An 18027-nucleotide genomic window follows, 5' to 3' on the forward strand; every position below is an offset into this window, starting at 1 on the left:
AGGGCTCCAGCTTCGCCCACTGTGCGTTCGTCAGATCGTGCCGTCCCACGAAGTGGATCTTGACACATCAAGATCCACTTCTGAAACACACCCTAACTCGTCAAGCTGTGGCCGTCAGGCCGCTGTGTAGCCTGTCGATCTGTTCGAACGGGATGAGGGTAGGACGTGGAGACGTTGGTGGAGGAGGCCGTTGCGGAGGCGCTTCGTGACGGGGGCGGCGAGGCGATTCGCCTGTATGTCTCCGCTTGCACTGAACGCATGGCGCCACTGTTCGTGGGCCTGCGGGCGGGCGCGCCGGAGCGGGAAGCCGACCTGGACTTGTATGCGGAGTCCGTGCGCGATCTTTGGTATGTCGACCGGCCGCTCGCCGACGCCGCCGAGCGTGTACGCCTGCTGGAGCGGTTCCCGGAGCTTCAGCCGGACGAGGAGGGAATCACTGATGTCGCCGACACCTACGCCTTCTTCGCTGTTCTGTGCCTGCGGTATGCCCTGCTAGTCCACGGGCCACGAGGCGCCGATGCCGCAGTGTGCTGCGGCCACGCAGCGCTCACCGCGATGGGAATGCTGGACCAGAACGTGGCGGGTGCCAGCCGACTTGCCGAGGAACAACGGCTCCAGTCCCTCTCACTGAGCGGCGCCTCAGGCTTGTGGGACGCGAGCGTCACGGCAGGGCGGGAGAGATTCCGTGCTGTGCTGGGCCGCCGGCCCCGCTAGGCATGCTCCTGATCGCTGCCGGTGAGATACGACCTCTGGCTACGCGGCCGCTGTGCCCACCTCATCGGATGGAGCTGGGAAGGCCAATGCCTCGTCATATCGATGGCTCTGTTGGAGGCAGTGGTAGAGCTGGCCGATCATGCGACTGAAGAGGTTGCGCTGGGCGGCGGCGTGCCAGTCGGCGTGGTTGTCGCGACGGCGCCGATAGTGGGCTCTGGCGCCGGGCGAGGCGGCGATCGCGGAGAACGCCCAGAGGCAGCCGGCGTGGTTGAGGCGGTCGTTTTTCACCCAGCGTCGGGTGATGCTGGACTTCTTGCCGGACGCCCTGGTGATGGGAGAGGCGCCGGCGTATGCCTTCAGGCCGCGAGCGTCGGCGAACCGTTGTCGGTCGTCTCCAATCTCGGCGAGCACCCGGGCGCCGAGCTGGATGCCGAGGCCGGGGAAGCTGAGGATGATCTCAGCGTCCGGGTGCTGAGGGAATGCCTCTCCGACCGCCTCGGCGAGGTTGTCGGCGACGGTGCAGGCAGCCTCCAGCTGAATCAGGAGAGCAAGCATCTGCTTGCCGAGTGCGTCCTCGACCAGCCGTGGCTGGTGGGCCCAGTCTGCCCGGAAGACCTCGCGGAGCCGCTCGGTGTCGGCTGCGATGCCCCGCTGACGGCCGGCCCGCTTGAGCGCGGCCTGTAACTGTGCGCGGGTAAGCCGAGCCGCCTTGGTAGGCGTCGGGGCTAGCTTGAGGATCTCGTGGGCCTCGGGCCGACAGAGACCGTTCTTCCAGGATTCGCCGGTTGCGAGAGCAGGCGGGTCGTACTCACCCAGCAGGGATCGGAGCTGGTTGGAGATCTGCTGTCGGTTCCAGGTCGCGTCTTGCTGAGCGCGATCAAGGACTGTGACTGCGCGGGCCAGATCGCTGTCGTTGCGAAGTGGCCGGTGGGCGTGCATGTCGGTCCGCAGCACGTTGGCCAGGACCAGGGCGTCGCCTGGGTCAGACTTCTTGCGCGAGACCGAGTGCCGGTCGCGGCACCGGGCAGCGGCCATTGGATTGATTGCGAATACCTGCCGCTTGCCGGTCCTCAGCACCGCGACGAATAGGCCCCGGGATGTCTCGATCGCGACCGGGATCGGTGATTCCGTGGTGTCGCCGTATTCAACGAGTAGATCCAGCAGAGTTTTTGTAGCCAGCGGCGTCATCGGTGATGTGCCGCTTGGCCAGTAACTGGTCGCTATGGTCGACGAGGGCGACGTCGTGTGTGCGCTCCGCCCAATCGATGCCGAGGCGGGCGCCGTGGTCGATGACTTTCGTCCGGTAGCCGGTGTCGGCCCACGCCTTCGTCACCCGAGGGGCTGCGGGGGAGATATGGGAGAGCAGGTGGATGCCGCCGGTGTTGTCGGAGACACTCGCCGCGGTCACCCGGACGGCCAGCAGCAGGCCGAGGGTGTCGACGCCGATGTGGCGCTTGCGACCTGCGATTTTCTTGCCTGCGTCGATGCCCTGGCCGGCCGGTGGCACGTTGGCGGAGGCCTTGATGCTCTGCGCGTCCAGCACGCAGGCGCTCGGCTCGGCATCCCGGCCTTCGGCTTCACACACCAGGCAGCGCAGCAGGCCGTTGAGCTGGTCGAAGATGCCTTCTTTCTGTCAGGCGTCAAAGTAGCGGTAGACCGTCTCCCATGGTGCGAAGTCGTGGGGCAGGTAGCGCCAGGGAATCCCGGTGCGGTCGATGTAGCGGATGGCGTCCAGACCGAGTGTCCTGATTCGTGGTAGTTCAGCGCGGCACCAGGGTCGAGCGGAATCGAATATTACACGGGAAAGCCGCCCGCTGAGGAAGACAGCGGGCGGCGCCACATAAACCAAACTGCACTGTGCCGGTTCAGAACGTCCAGGCGTAGGGGGCGGAATAGGTTCCGCCGGTCGCCAGACCGCCGCCCTGGGCGATGTTCAGGTTGGCGCCCTTGATGTATCCGCCACCGTTGACGTAGACAGTGACGTATTCGTACGCCGTGTCGGTGGTCATGGGCTGGAACATCTGGGTGAGGCACTGCCCGGGCGGGACGCCCATGAAACCGCCGTTACCCCAGTAGACGTTGGTCTGGTAAGACCCCCAGGAGCAAACCTCCAACTGCCAGGGGGGAACAGACGAGGCAGAGGCAGAACCGGCCAGGCCCAGAGTGAGAACGCCTGCGAGTGCACCGACCACTGCTGCGGCTCGGGCGCGCTTCTTGAATATCGACTTCATAGAGTTGTCTGAATCCTCACCAAATTACGACAATAACTGTCAGCTGTCACTGAACGGACTTCCGCTGCTGACTAGCGGTACAGGCGTCAGTTTCTACGCGGAGCGTGGGCAGCACTTCGACGCAGACCAGTGTGCGAGTAAGACGGGCAGACCTTGTGCCCGTCTTGTGCCGGCCGCCTCGCTGCGTCCTTGTGCTCGGCGCGTACGGGAGAGGCTCTTTGACGAAGAGCGCAGTACCTGGCTGCAAGGTCCCGCCGCCTCCCGCGTCGACCAAAAGACTGTGCTGGGCAGAGGCACTGGCGTTCCCTGGTCGAACCGCCTCGTGGTGACTCCTGTCAGTGCTGCGGCACCCCGACCGAGGCCAGCCTGCCTCCACGATCCTCAACGGGGAAGAGCGGCGGGTCCCAGGCAGGAGGGCAGTTTGGTTGCCTGTCAGTGCAGATTCCCTTCCTGACATCTCCACCGCAGCACTCGCAGAGCTAGCCTGCAGATTCAAAAATTCTCCAGTCCAACAATGAACCGAGGGGCTTGCAGTCGCATGTCGGCGAACGGGCCTTCCCCCGCGAAGGTGGGCACGCGTGTCGGCGTCGGCTGAAAAGTGGACCGGTGGCGGCGCTTGAAAGTTGACCCCCTCCAGGGGTCTGGCTCGTTGAGTCAGGCCGGGAGGAGTGGTGATCAGCGTGGAGGACACTTCGTGTCATCCGAGCCCGGATGACAGGGCGGTGCCGTCAGTCGCCTCCGGCGCCCGCCGCTGAAGCGGTCACCCGCGGCGCCCGTTCCCTCGGGCGCCTGTGCGGTGGCGGACACGTCGCCGGCGTACACGAGCGCCACCCGGTGGCTGGATCGTGTACATCTTCTTGGCCCAGAGGAGCACCGCTCCGTTGGAGGGAAGCAGTCGTCCGTGTCCGCGGCCGGCCCGGCCGGCGACGTACGCCTGCCCCGCCGGGACGCCGTACATGCTCAGCGGCCGCGGGCCGTCGCAGGGAGTGGATCGGCTGCATGGGCTCCCCGGACGTGAACCTCGCCGCCCCTCACACTCGTGTACGGGGTGAAGACTCCCGCCGTCGCGGATATTTGGCTGGCCCCGGCGGTGGGACAGGCGGTCGTCCTCGCGCCTTCCCCCGTAGTGAGGGCGACCGCCATGCTCCCGGTCGGGCACTGCCCTCTCCCGGTAAATCCCAACCGCCACCCGTACAGCGCATCTGCATCACGATCGCAAATGTCCATCGACTGACTCCTTTATTCAGTTGGGACATTGATGCCGAGACGGCGTCCCTTAGACTTGCTATCGCAATGCGAATGCAACACGGAACCACATTCCGGGTCGACTCATCACAAGTTTCTGTCATTCGTAAATTTTTCGTGAACTATTCGTGGTGGTCCCTCGTGTTCTTCATATACCGGGCAGCTGTTGATGCCACGGCCCGGTGTCGACCATCGCCAAGTGGGCCATGCCGGTAGAGGAGAACGATGCACGCGTCACCGGACCGCGGCCTGGAACAACTTCTCGCCGCCTTCGCCGAGCGGTATGAGGCCGTCGTCAGAGCACGGGCGCAGCTGGAGTCACTCGCGGTGACCGCTCAGTCCAGGGACGGGGTGGTGGAGGCCACCATAGACATCAACAGAGCCGCGGCCACCGTTCGTTTCGTCGACAAGAGATTCAGGAACATGCCTGACTCGGAGCTGGTCAAGGACGTTCTGGACGCCTTGGCAACCGCGCGGGCTGAGGCCGTCCTCCGTATTGACGTTCTCAGAGCGTGGGCCGAAGCTCTGCCACCGGCCAGGGAGGGGCATTGGATGGCAAGCGGTTCGAGTACACGGGCCGCCGCCTCCTGCACAGGACAAGGTCCCGGCATGATCGGTTCGCCGCTGGGATCCGGGCCGTCGGCCCTGAAGCGGCCAGAAGCGTGCTGGGGGCGAATGGTGCGCAAGGCCCGGATAATGGCCGACCGGCGTGCCACCTCTCTGGACACCTGTGCCGGGAGAGGCTGGCACGGGGGAACCAGCTCCAATCCCGGCATCGCTCCCGTGCCTGCCGAGCTCCGTGAAGCCGTCATCTCGCTGGGCAACGCGATCTGTGCCGCCACAGGCTGCTTCTGCCTCACGCTGGCATCCGAAGGCAGCAACTGGTTCGATGGAGTGCCTGACAGCGGTTCTCACGGTCCATCCATCATGATCTGACATCTCGTCAGTTTCTTTGTCAGGAACGATTCTCCGCTCGGGGCCCTTCTGCGGGTGTGGCACTGCAGACGGGCGGAAGGCCACTGTACTGAGCCCGTTTCAGCGGTCAGAGGGTGCTGCTCGTCCGTCGACCTCAGCGGGAGCGGGAACGCGTAGGCCATCGAGGAGCAGGTCCACGCCCCGGTGAGTGTCCGCGTCCCGATATCTCACGCCGGGCAGTGGACGGGCCAGTTGGGACATCGAGACGACGAGCTCGTGGAGTCCGACATCGGTACGGATCTGGCCATCGCGTCGGGCCTTTTCCATCAACCTCTCCCCCGCGGTCTCCAGTCGGCCGCACAGCACCGCCAGCTCGGCGGAGATCTGCTCGGTCGTGTCAACCAACAGGCCGCACACCACGCCCACACGCTCATCGATGGCGTCGTGCATGAACCGGCGCAGGGCGGCCAGGGCATCCGTGTTTTCCGCCGCTTCCCGCTCCGCGTGCTCGGCCGTGCGGGACATGATGAACAGCAGAACCGCCTGTAGCAGCGAGCGGCGATCAGCGAAGTGCCGGTAGAGCGTGGCACTGCCGATTCCGGCGCGCTTGGCCACCTCGTCCAGCGGGGCTTCGGGACCTTCGGCCAGAAACACATCACGGGCGACGGCCACGATCCGCGCGCGGTTTCGCACGGCATCCGCGCGCGGACGAGAGACTCGGCAGGTACCAGTTCCTGTGGTTCCGGCCTCCTCAGCCGTTGCCAGACTCAACCCGGCGTTGGCTCCCAGCGACGGCATGCTGTTGTCACCTCTCTGTATGCGGCAAGTTGCGTCCCGATTCCTTACTTGCATAGTCAAGCAAAGTTGATCACTCTCGGGAACCCCCACTCCGCTCATGTGAGGCGAGTCATGACGTCCGGGCGAAGAACGGAGTTTCGTTGAGCGCCTCAGGTGATTACGCCGTAATCACCCCCCGGGGACCCGGCTTGCACTCCCCCAACCCAGCACTCTGACCGAATCAGCCCATCACGACCAAGTACACAGCTGCACAGGGCTGAGCAATTGTCAATTCCTGTGGATCACCGCGGGGAGCCTCAAATGGCCCGCAGCCATTGATCGAGGACTGCGAAGTCATCGTTGGTGAGGCCGCGGGACGACGCGATGCGGTGGAGGAGGGCCGGGGTGGGGTGGTGGGTGGACACCCAATCCCGATCGGCGTCGGTGATCTCGTCGTCGACCCAGACGAACGTGCGTCCGTCCGCCCATGCCGCCAGGGTTCGGGTCTTCCAGTGGAGCCCGAACCACTTGTCCTCGCGTTCATGCGCGTCGGAGGTTTCCGGCCAGATCACGACCGGAAGGGGCGGCAGGCCGAGCCTTGGTGCTATGTCGGTGTTCGCCTCCTCCTCCCAGGTAGTGGCCCAGACCAGCTCGCACGGCAGTGCCGCGAGGCGAGGCCCGACGCGCGGGTCGAGCCGCGTCAGGTGCGAATCTGTCGCGGTGCCTGACGGCTCGTGCTGTGGGCCGTCGCCGAACGGCAGGAGAGGTCCGTCGACGTCCAGGAACAGCAGCGGGCGTTCCTTGCGCTCACTCATGCCGCAGCCTCCTGCTCACGCTCGACGAGGACGCCGCGTTCGAAGCGGGCGCCGTTGCGGACCAGGGCGACGAGGTGGGGTGCGGTGATCGCGCGCCAGCGGGCCTGGGCGGACTCGGCGAGCTTGAACACCATCGCCAGGGCCGCGGCCGGGCTGCCGGCGCCGCGGGTGACCTTGGTCCGCAGCTTTACCGTGCTGAAGGTCGACTCGATCGGATTTGTCGTGCGCAGGTGGACCCAGTGCTCGGCCGGGAAGTCGTAGAACGCCAGGAGCTCATCGACGTCGTCGGTGAGCTTGGTGACGGCCTTGGGCCACTTCGCGCCGTAGGCGCGCCCGAAGTCCTTCACCGCCTTCTCGGCGTGATCGCGGTCCTCGGCGTTGTAGATCTCCTGCAGCGCCTTCTTCGCGCCGGGCTGGGCCGATTTCGGCAGGGCGTTGACCACGTTCCGGGTTTTGTGAACCCAGCACCTTTGATGTCTGGCCTGCGGAAACACCTCGGCCAGGGCCCGCCACAGACCCATGGCTCCGTCGCCGACGACGAGCTCGGGATCGCGCATGCCGCGCCGGCGGCAGTCCCGCAGGAGGTCGGCCCAGGACTCGGTCGACTCGCGCAGGCCCTCGGCGAGCGCGATCAGTTCCTTGCTGCCGTCGGTGCGCACTCCCATGAGGACCAGGACGCAGGAGCGGGCCTGGCCGAGGCGGACCTTGGGGTGGACGCCGTCGGCCCACACGTACACGTAGTCGGATCCGGACAGGTCCCGGTCCTGGAAGGCGGCGTGGTCGTCGCTCCACTGCTTGGTCAGCCGGGTCACCGTGGCCGGCGAGAGCCCAGCGGCCGAGCCGAGGAACTGCTCCATCGCGGGCACGAAGTCGCCGGAGGACAGACCGTGCAGGTAGAGCAGGGGCAGGACCTCGCTGATCTTCGGGGACTTCCGGCACCAGGGGGCGAGGATCTTGGACGAGAACCGCTTGCGCTCGCCCGTCTCGCCATCGACCCGCTTGTCGTTCACCCGCGGTGCCTTCACCGCAATCGGCCCGGCGGCGGTGGTCACCGTCCGCTCGCGGTGGTGGCCGTTGCGGACCACCAGACGGCGACCGGCCGCGTCCCGCTCGCCCGCCAACTCAGCTATGTATTGGTTGACTTCGGCTTCCAGAGCCGCGGCGAGCATCCGACGGGCGCCCTCACGGACGATGTCGTCCATCAGGGAGCCGCTCTGGGTGGTGCCGTCCTCGTTGACTACGCTCAGCACGGGCGTGCCTTCCCGACCCGCGCTGCAACGCGGGCCTACTCGATGACCAGAAGTCGATCACTCGGGAAGGTACGCCCTCCGCGTTCCGCGAGGCACCCCTCCCGAGTCCGATCCACAGGTCTTGAGCATTGCTGCACAGGGCTGAGTCTGAGCGCCTAATTCGGTTCTGACCACTCGTCCGTGACGACTACGCCAGAAGGGCGGTTCACGTGCAAGCCAGCCCGGCACCACGCAACCAGCCGAGCGGCGTGGGACTCTGTCGCCGAGAACACTCGAGCCCGACGCCGGGCCGACCTTCATGGTCCGCTCCCCGCTCGGCGCCTTCGTGGAGCAGCGCTTCGACGAGCTGTGACAGCAGGGCAAGCCGATGGAACGCTTCACCCGGCTCCCCGTCACTCTCGTCGACACCACCGACGGCCGACGGGAGTTGACGTGCCGCTGTCGCCTCCCTCGACACCAGCGTCCAACCTCGGCACCTATCTGGCCCGCCGTCGGCTGGACCAACGCAGCGCGTACAGCGAGGCGCTGACCGGGGGCGGGGCCCACGAGGTGATCGTCTTGGACGACGAGAGCAAGCTGCATCGACGGCTCATCCACCACTTCGGGGAGAAGTGCGATGCGCACGCGGCCGCCTTCGTGGAGTTGCGGCCGTCCACGGCCCTGGTCACGGAATGGAGGACCCCGCCACACATGTGTTCAGCACACCACGAGTTTCCCGAAGGCCCCACTGAGCCGGGGCCGCCTGGGTAGGGCGTTGTCGGGCGCCCCAAGTGGCCAGCTACAGCACTGCAGTCACAAGGTCTCAGGTCAGTCCCTATGACAGGGATTCACAGTTTGTGAATCCCTGTCATAGGGGGAGGCTCACTCCATGGCCAAACCACAGACGCGGAGTCCTCGTCCCGCAAGTCCGCTGGTCAAGGTACCTGTACGGATCGGCAACCTGGACGCGAGCGCACTGGTGGGCCGGCTCCGCCATCTCCACGAGGCAGCGGAAGACCCAGACGTGGAGCGCATGCCTGCGGATGACGAGATCTATACGGCACTTCTTTACGTGGAGAAGCACGCCACCGCTCTCCGCAGATGTTCAGCAGAATCCCAGCAGGAGGCGGCCCTGTACCGAGTGCGGTTGTGGGAGTACCTCCGGGAACGGGCCGACATCCATCAATCGCAAGCCGTCTCCGACGCACGGGCTGCCGGTGTCGAATGGGCCCACCTGGCACCCGAGCTGGCCGTCGCCGCTCCGAGCGCTGCCTATAACAAGGCCAAGAGGCTTCGCGCTGCGGCACTCAACGAAAGCACCCCTCGACAGCCGCTCCTTCGCCGGACCCCCGAGGCGGTCCTTGACGCCGAGTCGCGTCTCGCCAAGCAGAGAGCTGCCGAGCAGCGTGCGCTTGATGCAGCACAGCAACGGCACCGACTCCTTCTGCCCACCGCACAACGTCTTGTTTCCCAGCAGGACGGCCTGGTGCTCGATGACGACGCCGAGTACTGGCTCAGTGAGGTCGAGGCGGTTCTCCCCAGTTGCGAGACACCAACTCAGATGATGAGCCTGAGTCGCTACTTGGGGGCCGCCATCAGGGCTCTGCGGAGGCTGGAACAGCGCACCGCCAAGCGTGTGGCCACCACGCCTGACGCGGCGGCCGCACTTGAGGCTGCTGCGGCAGTCCTCCCGCTAGAGCACAAACAGTGACACTGCTGCACCGCTTCCGTACGCAGGGGCCCTCGGAACGACCAGCACAGCCTTGGTGATTACGCCGTAATCACTGCCGCGCCCCCTACGGCACTGTCATATCACCGTGACGGCGACCAGGCTCGGACCGCTTGGTGATTACGCCGTAATCACCAAGGCGGGCTCAGGACCGTTGCGGTTGGGTAAGGCGGTGTACCCCAGCCGCTGGTCCATCAGGTCGTGGAGTCGTCAAGAGCCGCGTGCCGACTTCCACCGGGCGCGTCCGGCCGGAGACCTGTCAGCATGCAGCGGCAAGGCGGCGCGGGCTCGATGAACCAACGGCAGGAGCTGGGGTCAGGGTCCTGGTCGTTGCGGTCGGCGGACCCTTGCCCGGAGACCGACACGGCTCCCGGGCCTCGCAGAGCTCTCGCACCAGGGGTGCCGGCACCACGATGACTGTCGCCAGCGGCGGATAACAGGGCGTCAGACACTTCTGACGGGAGCGGAACACAACGGCCAGGTGATTACGGCGTAATCAGCCGTGTCGCGGTCGCCGCTTCCGTGCGGGTGATTACGGTGTAATCACCCGAGCGTCGAGGCTGCGCAGCCGAACTTGGTGTAACTAACGTGTCGATGGCTTCAACGATCATGCGCGTTAGTATGCTGTCCCCCATGAGCTCACCAGCCACATCCAGCGACCGCGAAAAGGTCGTTTCCAAGCTGCCGGGATGGCTCCGGCAGAACTTGAAGATCAGAACCGCTCAGTACGGCATCGACATCCAGACTGCCGTCGAACAGGGCATCAAAGACTGGTGCGACCTGGCTTCCACCGTCTCGACTGTCGACACCGCGGGCGCGGACTCCTTCGCCACCTTCCTGCCTCCAGGTCAATGGGACGAGTTCAAGCAGATCACGACGGATCGTCGCGTCTCCCTCATCCAGGGGCTGGCGCAGTCGGTACAGCTGTGGCTCGACGCGAATCCGGCACCGGACATTCAGCGTCCGGCCATCACCCGCCGCATGGTGGTGTGCAACCAGAAGGGCGGAGTGGGCAAGACGGCTATCACCGCGGGACTTGGTGAGGCCTTGGCGGAGGACCCCAACTCCCTGCACTCCGTGCGTGTGGCCAAGGCACTTACCAAAGCCTTGCGGGCCAGCGACTTGGACAGTTCCGGGACCGAGCCCGATGACGATCCGCTCGAAATCGAGAACCTCCCCGGCCCTGGCATGCGCGTACTTCTCGTCGACTTCGACCCTCAGTGCCACCTCACGAATCAACTCGGCGCCACGCCTCTGCCGATGAACGGAGACAGTCTCACCAATCACATGGCGGGGGACCCCAAGGGCGAGCTCCGCGATCTCATCGTCAGCGTCGACGAGGACGTCTTCGCCGGCCGGCTGGATCTGCTGCCCGCGTGCAACGACGCCTTCCTTCTCGACGTACGTCTGTCCGCCGTCCGCGCGCGAGAAGCCGCGCTGGAACGGGCACTCGCGCCGCTCGAAGCTGATTACGACGTAATCATCGTTGACTGTCCTCCCAGCCTCGGTCTCAGCATGGACGCCGCCGCGTACTACGGTCGCCGTCGGGAGAACGAGAAGCCCGGACAATCCGGTGCCCTGGTCGTCGTCCAGGCCGAGGACAGTTCCGCTGATGCCTACGAACTGCTCACCACCCAGATCGACGATCTACGGGCCGACCTCCAGGTCGACATCGACTACCTCGGTATCGTCGTCAATCTGTACGACTCGCGTCGCGGGTACATCGCCACTTCCTCACTCCAGGGATGGGTCGACATAAAGGATCCGCGCGTGGTCGGCCTCATCGGAGACCTCAAGGAACAGAAGGAAGCCGTGCGAGTGAAGAAGCCGCTGCTCTCCTACGCACCGAAATCCCAGCAGGCGGTCGGCATGCGTGCCCTGGCAAGGGAGATCATGTGAGCAAGGCCGATCAGTTGGGCGCCGGCCGGTTCGGTGGGGGAGTGCGCCCCGTCAGTGCCCGGCGGCAAGCAGTCGCCGCCGCGACAGGCGTACCCACCGACGGAGTGGCTCCGCCCACCGAACTCCCCGTCGACCGCATCAGCCTCAATCCCGCCAACCCCCGGTCCAGCTTCGGGGATCTCACCGATCTTGCCGGCAGTCTCAAGACCCATGGCCAGAAGCAAGCCATCACGGTGATGAACCGTGACGCTTTCATCAGGGCGAACCCCGAGCGGGAGGCAGACCTCGAACCGCACACCACACATGTGGTGGTGGACGGCAGCAGCCGTCTCGCTGCGGCACGCCAGGCAGGACTCACCTCTGTCAAGGTCATGGTCAGTGATGATCAGGGCACGACCTCGGATGAACTTCTTGAGTCGGCCCTTGTCGCAAACATTCACCGTCAGGACCTCGAAGAGCTGGACGAAGCACGAGCCCTCCAGCAACTCCTCGGTATTCATGGGAGCCAGAGGGCTCTGGCGGCGCGGCTGCACCGCTCACAGGGATGGGTGTCCCAGCGCCTCGCTCTGTTGAACCTCGTGCCGGAACTCCAGGCCCGCATCGGGGAGGAGCCCATCGACCTCCTACGGGCGGTGGGCAACAAACCCGCCGAACTTCAGGAATCGGCACTGCTCGACCTCAAGACCAGGCGGGCGGCTAAGGAAGAAGAAGTACTGGCCGCCAGAAGGCAGCGCGAAGCCGGCCCGGCCACCGGAGCTTCTTCGGCTGCCCACTCTGCTGGTACTGACACCACCAATCACTCGCTGACGGGTTCGGAACCCTCGGCGGGGGAGAGGCCTGCGGAAGCGCCCGCGGGGGGGACCCGTGTTGAGCCCGTCTCCTCGAACAGTCACGCGGAAGACGACGATGCTGTCGCCACTGCCCTTGCTCCCCACACCCAAGCCGAAGCGGTGCCGGACGCGGATACAGCTGAAGAGGAGGATGCACAGCCCCCGAGCCGGCCGGAGATCGTGGCACAGAAGTCGACGGCCGACGACGTCGACGCCTTCGTCCGGTCCGTTGGCACAGTGACTGGTTCCCCGGTAGCGGCGGAGGAGGAACAGCCCAGGGCAGAGGATCCCGCGCCTGGAGTACCCGAGCCCCGGACCAGGAACGCGGAGCAGAGTGCGGATCTGTCCGTGACGACTGCCGAGCAGCCCCGCACGTTGCCCTACGACGACCCGGCCTTCATCGCCATGCACCTGGCAGTCAAGATGGACGACTCGGCCTTCTACGAACTCTTGCGCGTTCTCATGGGAATGAGCCGGGACCGGAATCCCGCGGAATTCGAGGCACTCGTCAACCAGTACATGAGCGGGCCCGCCTCCGGAACTCTCTCCACCGGTTCCTGAATGGCCTGCGCACGGCGGGGAAGGCGAGCGCAGGCGGTGGCGACGTCGGCGGAACAGCGACTGAGAGCCGGGCAGCGACTGAACGGGCAGCGACTCAAGAAGGAGCGACCGAGGGGTCGGCGGGTCACGGACCCGGACTGGCCGAACGATCCTGCTTCAGTCGCTGCCCGGCTCTCAGTTGCTGTTGTATCCGATCTGTATAAGCGCAGATCAGCCAGCGGAAGCGTGGGTTACAAGCGACTGAAGCGACTCAGAGTTCGAGTTGCCTGCGCAGAGGTGCCAAGCCAGTGGGCACAGCGGCGGGGCGAGCGGGGGAGGCGCCGAGTTCAGTCGCTACGGTCGCTTCGGTCGCTCCGGCCTTTTTCCCCCGAATCGAGGCAGCGACTGAAGCGAGAGCTACTCAACGAGGCTTCAGTCGCTGTTCAGTCGCTGATAAAAGTGCAGGTCAGATGGAGTGCTCGGGCAGAGCAGCGACTGAAGCGACTCAAGTTGCCTATATATGAAGACATTCGTGTGTGCGCGTGTGCGTCATATATAGAAGGCTTCAGTCGCTTCAGTCGCTGTTTGGTCAGGAGCAACGCTCTGACCTGTTGTTTCCTGAGACCCACAACAGCTACCGAACGAGCGACGGTCGCTGTGCCCTGTGCTTCAGTAGCTGGCCCTCCTGCAGGCCTCAATCGACACGGCAGTCACCTTGTTTCGCATGTGCTCCACGACCTCGGCGTCCACGTTCGCTAGTCTGTGTCCATCGTTGAGTCGCTTCGGTCGCTGTTAGGTGTAGATGTCTGCTGAGCTGGGCTTTTCCACCAGCGACCCACGCTCCCGTCCGCCTGAGCTTTCGGTCTCTGCCTCCCTGGCCACGGCCAGCTGGTGCGCCCGCCGTGGCTGGCCTGTGCACCCACTGGCCGCCGGGCGCAAGACACCGCCCGCCAACTGCGCGGCCTGCCGCGCCGCCCGGCACACGCCCGCACAGTGCCCGTGTCTGGCCGTCGGCCGTTGGTGTCACGGATTCCATGCCGCGACGCTCGACCAGCGCCGTATCGGCCGATGGTGGGGCTCAAGGCCCGACTTCGGCGTCGGTGTCGCCTGCGGTCCCGCAGGTCTCGTCGTCATCGACATCGATGCCCACCAGGACCAGCCCCCCAGCCGCGACCGCATCCTGCCGGGAATCCCCATCGCAGAGCACGTAGATCTCACGGGGCTGGCCAATGGCTTCCACACGCTCGCGGTCCTGGCCGCGCTCCGGGGCCGGCCGAGCCCCGCGGACGACCAGGCCACCCTCCGTGTGCGAACGCCCTCCGGCGGCCTCCACGTCTGGTACCGGGCCGCCGACAACCGGCGCTGGCAGTGCTCCTCCGGCTCGAGCACCGGCCGTGCCCTCGCCTGGCAGGTCGACGTCCGGGCGCACGGCGGATACATCGTCGCTCCGGGCACCACCACGGAGCAGGGCACGTACACCGTCGTCGGCGACGTCCGTGAGCCCGCGCCTCTCCCCGCCTGGCTCACCCAGGAGCTGGAGCGCACCGGACACCTGCCCCGCCGCGCACATCCCCGCCCCCCGTCCGGTGCCGCCACGCGCCCAGCAGGCCGTCCTGGCGGCAGGAGGCGGCAAGGACCGCACGCAACGCCTCCTGAGGGCCGTTCTGGCCCCTGTAGAGGCTTGTGGAGAGGTCAGCGAGGGCGCGGGGTTCTCCGACACCCTCAACCGGGCCGCGTACACGCTGGGCGGTCTGGTGGCCGCCGGCCGCCTTTCCGAGGAAGAAGCCACGCGTCTGCTGACCGAGACCGCCGTCGCCGCCCGTCCGGGTCAGGAGCGCCGCATCGAGCAGATCGTCCGCAGCGGCCTTGCCGCAGGCCTCAAGAACCCCCTCCACTCCCAGGGCGGACGCCCATGACGACGCCGGGAAGCAACGAAACGCTCTTCGAGTTCAACCCCGAGGCCGTAGCCGCCCAGATCCGGGCTCAGGGCCCCACGGTGCCCCTGCCGGCCCAGTCCGACGCGAAGCGGGCTTCGATGGGTCCCGCGACCGACGCGGGTCTGCTCCCGGACACGCTCTCCGACCGCGGCAACGCAAAGCTGTTCGTGCGGCTCTACGCCAACGACTACCGGCACGTCCCCGGCATCGGCTGGTACCGCTGGGACACGACGCGCTGGCAGATCGACGAGGACGACACCGTGCTGTGGGCAGCGGGTGACCTCGCGGAGAACATCGCGGGCCATGACCCCCGCGGCCTTTTCACCAGTTCGGCCCTCAACCAGCACCGGCGGCGGGCGCTGTCCACCACGGGTATCAACGCGATGCTGACCCAGGCCGAGTCCGCTCCCGGCATGGTGCTCGACGCCGACCCGTACGCCCTCTGCACGCCGGACGGCATCGTCGATCTGCGTACCGGCCTGGTGAAGACCCCCGATCCGAACAAGGACTTCCACTCACGGTCCACCAGCGTCGGTCCCGAGCACGTACCCGCCCCCCGCTGGGAGCGCTTCCTGACCGACACCTTCGGTGACGACACCGAGGGCCGCGAGATGATCAGCTACCTCCAGCTGCTGCTGGGGTACTCCGTCACCGGGGACGTCGGCGCACAGGTCCTGCCCTTCCTCTTCGGCTCGGGAAAGAACGGCAAGTCCGTCCTCCTGGACGTGCTGATGAAGCTACTCGGTGACTACGCCGATGCCGCGCCGCCCGGATTCCTCATGGCACGCCCCTACGAAGGCCATCCCACGGACCTCGCCGAACTGCACGGCCGGCGCGTCATCGTGTGCTCCGAGGTCAAGCCCGGCGACAAGTTCGACGAGGCCCGGGTCAAGCTGCTCACCGGCGGAGACCGCATCAAGGCACGCCGTATGCGCCAGGACTTCTTCAGCTTCCAGCCGACGCACAAACTCTGGCTCCTCGGCAACCACCGTCCCGAGGTCGGAACCGGCGGCTTCGCGTTCTGGCGCCGTATGCGTCTCATCCCCTTCGAGCGCGTCGTGCCCGACGACCGGAAGATCGACAACCTCGCCGACATCCTGGTCACGGAAGAGGTACCCGGCATCCTGGGCTGGCTCATCGACGGAGCCCGCCGCTATCTCGCCGGTGACCGGGACCTCACCGGTCCCGAGCGCGTCCGCATCGCCACGACCGCTTATGCCGAGACCGAGGACCACACCGGTCGTTTCTACGAAGAAGCCTGCGTGATGGCCCCCGAGCTCAGGGCCGAGCAGACCGCCCTCTACACCGTCTACAAGGCGTGGTGCCACAATGAGGGAGCACCGGCCATGTCCTCCAGGGCGTTCGCCGCCCGTACCCGTGAACTTGTGGGGTTGAATTCTCCCAAGGAGATGATCCTGTCCAACCAGCGCAAGCACTACCCGGGTATCGGACTGCTCACCGATGATGAGGAAAGGGACGCCCGCCCATGAGCTCCCTGATCACCGAGGACGAGATCAGCCACGAGGTCGACCTCGTCTGGCTATAAAACATCGACGATCTCGATTACGTGCGCCAGAGCCTCGACAGGTTGCCCACCAGGAAGGGCAAGCCCGCCTACCACCGTGACGGCCGCATGGTCGGTTACGCCCTTCTCGGTCCCACGGCCAAGCCGTCCCGTTCGTCGGGCACTTTCCGCCGCCGGGTCTTCTGGCTCCTGCCCCACGACCGGGACTCGGAGCCGGCGGGCCTCTATGCCAAGGGCGCTCCGGCCGAAGCCGTCGATCCCCGCACTCTCGCGGCGCGTGTGAAGGGCTTCAAGACGGAGCGCTCCGAGGGCGGGCCGCCCTCGACCGCCATGCGGGAACTGGGGATACAACTCCCGCTCTAGACGATCGGACGGACCGGCACCGCGGGCCTCGCGGACACCTGTGGGACCCGCGCTTCAATGTCCGCGAACCGCACCATTCCGGTACCGTCTGCCTTTGATGACAAGGATCACAGTCCGCCGGACGAGCCTTTGAGGCCCGTTCCACCGTGTCGGTTTCAGAAGTACCCCCCACGACACGGAGTTTTCATGGACATCTCAACTGTGCACCCAGACATGCTGTCGCGGGATCCCGACCCGCTCTCGCCCGGTGCCCATTCCTTCCGACTTGGTGGTATCGCTCAGCGATACCACGTCTACGGAAACGGTCCGGTGTGCGTGGCGCACCCCGGTGGGCCGGGGCTGTTCTGGCAGTACCTGCGCATGCCCGCCCTGGAGAAGTACTTGACCATGGTCTACGTGGAGCCGATCGGCACGGGGGAGTCGGGCCGACTTCCCTCGCACCCGCACGGCTACACGGAAGACCGGTACAGCCGATTCCTGCAAGTGCTCATCAATCGGTTGTGCGTGAGCGAGGTATACCTCCTCGGTCACGCACACGGCGCTCATGTCGCGGCTCACCACGCCAAACATCGTGCGGATCGGCTGGCAGGTGTGATCCTCTACGACGCGATGCTGGTCCGTGACCCCGATGACGGTCACCCGGACCGCGGGCAGGCCGTGTCCGTCTCCGGGCTCGACGAGAACCTCTCTCCGGCGGCGGTCGACGATCACGTCGACCTTGAAGGTGTCCCGGTCCCGACCCTGCTGATACCGGAGGGGCACGTGCGTGACCGCAGTGGCCGTCTGCCGCACGTCGGCAGCCCGCTGCGTTTCAGCCGGACCGTTCGTGAGTTCGTGCGCGAGACCACCGGTAGCGCTGCTCCGGCTCTTGCCTGACACGTGCTGCCGGGCTGGGTGAGGCAGCCGTCAGGGTGCCGCGGGCGCCGGGTGCGCCAGACCGGCCTGCGACCGCGAGGTCTTGATCCCCGGCTTGCGGGGAGCGATGCTCCGTGGGTCCACCGCTTCCCCGGGGGCCCCTTCCTGGTAACAGCCGTCCGGGCGGCTGTCGCGGTCGTGCGGCAGCAGGAAGAACACGCGCCGCCGGTACCGGCCGCTGTCCGGATCGGGCCTGGCCTCGCTGTCCAGGAGGGCGTAGCCGACCATGCGCCCGTCACGTGTGTACGGGGGCTTCCGGTCGCGTCGTCTAGTGCTCTGACCGCATACCTTCGCCGGGTTGGGCGGGTGTGGGGCCATTAATGCCAGCGACCTGGCCGAGGCATCCGCCTATGCTCGGCTCGT

At 66.2% G+C, this 18027-nt stretch carries 12 protein-coding genes and 5 pseudogenes; 10 read left to right on the forward strand and 7 right to left on the reverse strand.

From position 1 onward, the window contains the following. Positions 1 to 165: 165 nt before the first annotated feature. A complete protein-coding gene (locus ACZ7OO_RS43345; protein WP_471512899.1) occupies positions 166 to 714 on the forward strand; it encodes a hypothetical protein in 549 nt (182 codons plus the stop codon). A 39-nt stretch (positions 715 to 753) separates the two neighbouring features. On the opposite strand, the pseudogene ACZ7OO_RS43350 reads toward ACZ7OO_RS43345, so the two are convergent. From ACZ7OO_RS43350 to ACZ7OO_RS43360, 3 genes and pseudogenes are all read right to left on the reverse strand, one after another. Beyond that, a pseudogene (locus tag ACZ7OO_RS43350) lies at positions 754 to 1981 on the reverse strand (IS110 family RNA-guided transposase). Continuing rightward, positions 1976 to 2449 (reverse strand): annotated as a pseudogene (locus ACZ7OO_RS43355) (transposase); the annotation flags it as partial. The pseudogenes ACZ7OO_RS43355 and ACZ7OO_RS43350, both read right to left, overlap by 6 nt. A gap of 130 nt (positions 2450 to 2579) precedes the next feature. Continuing rightward, on the reverse strand, positions 2580 to 2723 hold the full coding sequence (locus ACZ7OO_RS43360) for a hypothetical protein (protein WP_471512900.1): 144 nt from the start codon (positions 2721 to 2723) through the stop codon (positions 2580 to 2582). Between the two features lie 1692 nt (positions 2724 to 4415). Between ACZ7OO_RS43360 and ACZ7OO_RS43365 the strand changes: the two genes are divergently transcribed. Further along, entirely contained in the window at positions 4416 to 5126 is a 711-nt protein-coding gene (locus ACZ7OO_RS43365; RefSeq protein WP_471512901.1) for a hypothetical protein, read from the forward strand. A 99-nt stretch (positions 5127 to 5225) separates the two neighbouring features. On the opposite strand, the gene ACZ7OO_RS43370 is transcribed toward ACZ7OO_RS43365, so the two are convergent. The 3 genes from ACZ7OO_RS43370 to ACZ7OO_RS43380 form a co-directional block, all read right to left on the reverse strand. After that, positions 5226 to 5903 (reverse strand): TetR/AcrR family transcriptional regulator, encoded by a 678-nt coding sequence (locus ACZ7OO_RS43370; protein WP_471512902.1) that lies wholly within the window; start codon positions 5901 to 5903, stop codon positions 5226 to 5228. Between the two features lie 296 nt (positions 5904 to 6199). After that, positions 6200 to 6697 carry an HAD domain-containing protein gene (locus tag ACZ7OO_RS43375; protein WP_471512903.1) on the reverse strand — a complete coding sequence of 166 codons (498 nt, stop codon included), beginning with the start codon at positions 6695 to 6697 and terminating at the stop codon, positions 6200 to 6202. After that, positions 6694 to 7947, reverse strand: coding sequence for an IS256 family transposase (locus ACZ7OO_RS43380; RefSeq protein ID WP_471512904.1), 1254 nt, complete (start codon positions 7945 to 7947; stop codon positions 6694 to 6696). The genes ACZ7OO_RS43375 and ACZ7OO_RS43380 overlap by 4 nt, the downstream gene beginning before the upstream one ends. A gap of 432 nt (positions 7948 to 8379) precedes the next feature. On the opposite strand from ACZ7OO_RS43380, the gene ACZ7OO_RS43385 reads away from it, so the two are divergent. The 8 genes and pseudogenes from ACZ7OO_RS43385 (at position 8380) to ACZ7OO_RS43420 (ending at position 17625) form a co-directional block, all read left to right on the forward strand. Further along, positions 8380 to 8697, forward strand: coding sequence for a hypothetical protein (locus tag ACZ7OO_RS43385; RefSeq protein ID WP_471512905.1), 318 nt, complete (start codon positions 8380 to 8382; stop codon positions 8695 to 8697). Between the two features lie 118 nt (positions 8698 to 8815). Next, positions 8816 to 9637 carry a hypothetical protein gene (locus tag ACZ7OO_RS43390; RefSeq protein ID WP_471512906.1) on the forward strand — a complete coding sequence of 274 codons (822 nt, stop codon included), beginning with the start codon at positions 8816 to 8818 and terminating at the stop codon, positions 9635 to 9637. Positions 9638 to 10288: 651 nt separating this feature from the next. Beyond that, positions 10289 to 11554 carry a ParA family protein gene (locus ACZ7OO_RS43395; RefSeq protein WP_471512907.1) on the forward strand — a complete coding sequence of 422 codons (1266 nt, stop codon included), beginning with the start codon at positions 10289 to 10291 and terminating at the stop codon, positions 11552 to 11554. A gap of 104 nt (positions 11555 to 11658) precedes the next feature. Then, on the forward strand, positions 11659 to 12945 hold the full coding sequence (locus tag ACZ7OO_RS43400) for a ParB/RepB/Spo0J family partition protein (RefSeq protein ID WP_471512908.1): 1287 nt from the start codon (positions 11659 to 11661) through the stop codon (positions 12943 to 12945). A gap of 892 nt (positions 12946 to 13837) precedes the next feature. Continuing rightward, positions 13838 to 14840, forward strand: a pseudogene (locus ACZ7OO_RS43405) (bifunctional DNA primase/polymerase). Then, positions 14837 to 16351, forward strand: coding sequence for a DNA primase family protein (locus ACZ7OO_RS43410; protein ID WP_471512909.1), 1515 nt, complete (start codon positions 14837 to 14839; stop codon positions 16349 to 16351). The pseudogene ACZ7OO_RS43405 and the gene ACZ7OO_RS43410 overlap by 4 nt, the downstream one beginning before the upstream one ends. Continuing rightward, positions 16348 to 16749, forward strand: a pseudogene (locus ACZ7OO_RS43415) (DUF6009 family protein). Before ACZ7OO_RS43410 ends, ACZ7OO_RS43415 begins: the two are co-directional and overlap by 4 nt. A 57-nt stretch (positions 16750 to 16806) precedes the next feature. After that, a complete protein-coding gene (locus ACZ7OO_RS43420) occupies positions 16807 to 17625 on the forward strand; it encodes an alpha/beta fold hydrolase (protein ID WP_471512910.1) in 819 nt (272 codons plus the stop codon). 30 nt (positions 17626 to 17655) lie between these two features. Here the strand turns inward: ACZ7OO_RS43420 and ACZ7OO_RS43425 are convergent. After that, positions 17656 to 17937 (reverse strand): annotated as a pseudogene (locus ACZ7OO_RS43425) (DUF6009 family protein); the annotation flags it as partial. Positions 17938 to 18027: the final 90 nt, after the last annotated feature.

This window comes from Streptomyces sp. NPDC111744 (genome assembly GCF_055634995.1).

Bases quoted from the DNA above. Each gene is read 5' to 3' on its own strand.
- ACZ7OO_RS43360 (WP_471512900.1), bottom strand. From the start codon at position 2,723: ATGACCACCGACACGGCGTACGAATACGTCACTGTCTACGTCAACGGT.
- ACZ7OO_RS43365 (WP_471512901.1), top strand. From the start codon at position 4,416: ATGCACGCGTCACCGGACCGCGGCCTGGAACAACTTCTCGCCGCCTTC.
- ACZ7OO_RS43370 (WP_471512902.1), bottom strand. From the start codon at position 5,903: ATGCCGTCGCTGGGAGCCAACGCCGGGTTGAGTCTGGCAACGGCTGAG.
- ACZ7OO_RS43375 (WP_471512903.1), bottom strand. From the start codon at position 6,697: ATGAGTGAGCGCAAGGAACGCCCGCTGCTGTTCCTGGACGTCGACGGA.
- ACZ7OO_RS43390 (WP_471512906.1), top strand. From the start codon at position 8,816: ATGGCCAAACCACAGACGCGGAGTCCTCGTCCCGCAAGTCCGCTGGTC.
- ACZ7OO_RS43395 (WP_471512907.1), top strand. From the start codon at position 10,289: ATGAGCTCACCAGCCACATCCAGCGACCGCGAAAAGGTCGTTTCCAAG.
- ACZ7OO_RS43410 (WP_471512909.1), top strand. From the start codon at position 14,837: ATGACGACGCCGGGAAGCAACGAAACGCTCTTCGAGTTCAACCCCGAG.
- ACZ7OO_RS43420 (WP_471512910.1), top strand. From the start codon at position 16,807: ATGTCCGCGAACCGCACCATTCCGGTACCGTCTGCCTTTGATGACAAG.